The sequence below is a fragment of the Mycolicibacterium iranicum genome, from assembly GCF_002101705.1.
In the GTDB taxonomy this organism is placed as follows: Bacteria; Actinomycetota; Actinomycetes; order Mycobacteriales; family Mycobacteriaceae; genus Mycobacterium; species Mycobacterium iranicum.
In genome coordinates, this window is sequence record NZ_LQPC01000033.1 from 1 (window position 1) to 1,499 (window position 1,499).

1 protein-coding gene is annotated in these 1,499 nt (G+C 69.6%); it reads left to right on the forward strand.

The genetic code is table 11. The features are described 5' to 3' along the window. Positions 1 to 1,499: HNH endonuclease signature motif containing protein (locus tag AWC12_RS17865; RefSeq protein WP_110808677.1), on the forward strand; the 1,499-nt coding region annotated here is incomplete at both ends.

Genomic DNA, 1,499 nt, shown 5'->3' on the forward strand with positions numbered 1-1,499 from the left:
TGCGCATCGTCAGGTGGCGGTGGCGATGGCGCGCAGTCTGGCCGGGATCTTCGAATTGCTGCAGCGGCGCACCGCGGAAGAGTTGGAGATCGACCTGGATGTGAGCTCGATGATCACCGGGTTCGCGCGCACGGTCGTGGAGGTGGGCGCGGTGTTGAACATGACCTCGGCCAAGGCGCGGGTGCTGGTCCGCCACGCTGATGCCCTGCACACCCGGCTGCCCGCCGTAGGGGCGCTGTTGGCCGCCGGGGAAGTCGATTGGCACACCACCGAGTTGGTGTTGGGCCGCACCGATCTGGTCGAGGAAGAGTGGATGGCCCAGCTCGACGCCAAGCTCGCCGAGGAGATCAGGGGCTGGGCCTGTTGGTCGCGCAGAAGCGTCCTCAACGCCATCGATGTCGCGGTCAACGCCTTGGATCCGGAGGCGGTCAAGAAGCGTCGGGAGCGTGCCTTCGACGAGCGCGCGGTCAGTGTCGAGGTGGGCCTGGATGGGATCGCGGTGGTGCGGGCGACCATGACCGCCGCCGAGGGCGCCGCGTTGGACACCCGGCTCTCGGCGTTGGCCAAGACGGTGTGCGGCGCCGATCCGCGCAGCCTGCGGGCCCGGCGCGCTGATGCGTTCACCGCGATACAGAAGGGGCAGGTGTTCACCTGTGCCTGCGAGCGCCAGGACTGCCCCAGCCGCGCCGCCACCGACGCGGTCCCTGAGCCGGTCGCGCCACCAGTCCCTGAGCCGCGGGTGGTGCTCACCGTGATCGCCTCCGCGGAAACGGTCGCCGGGCACAGCCAGGCCCCGGGATATGTGGCCGGTTACGGTGTCATCGACGCTGCCCTGGTTCGGGAGCTGGCCGCCGAGGCCACCCGCCGGCTGGTCGAGGCGCCGGTGTTCGACGAGCGCCAAGCCCTGACCTACCGTCCCTCGGCGGCGCTGGCCCGCTTCATCCGCGCCCGCGACCTGACGTGTCGCTTCCCGGGCTGCGCGGTGCCCGCCGAGCGCTGCGACATCGACCACACCGAACCGTTCAACCACGACGACGCGGCCGCCGGGGGCTGGACGGTGCCGTGGAATCTCGCCTGTTACTGCCGAGAGCATCACCGCCACAAAACCTTCGACGAGGGTTGGGGCGACCAACAGATCGCCGACGGCACCATCATCTGGACCTCACCGTCGGGTAAGACGCTGCCCACCAAACCGGGTGGGGTCGCGATGTTCCCCGGGCTGGCCAAGCCGCGCAGCGCTGAGGAGCGCAAGCGCGTCGCCGCGGCCCGCGAGCGTCTGCACCGCCACCGCCAAGCCAGCAGCCACAACCGGTATCGCAATCGTGCGGCCACAGAGGAGATCCGGCAGCGCTGTTGGCGCAACGACTTCCGCCGCCGCCACGTGCTGTTCAAGGGCTACTGGTTCCACCACAAACCCGACAACCGAAGCCCCTTCGCACGCTTCATCGCCGACCCCATCGAACCCGAACCCCTCGAACCCGGCTGGCAACCACCACCAC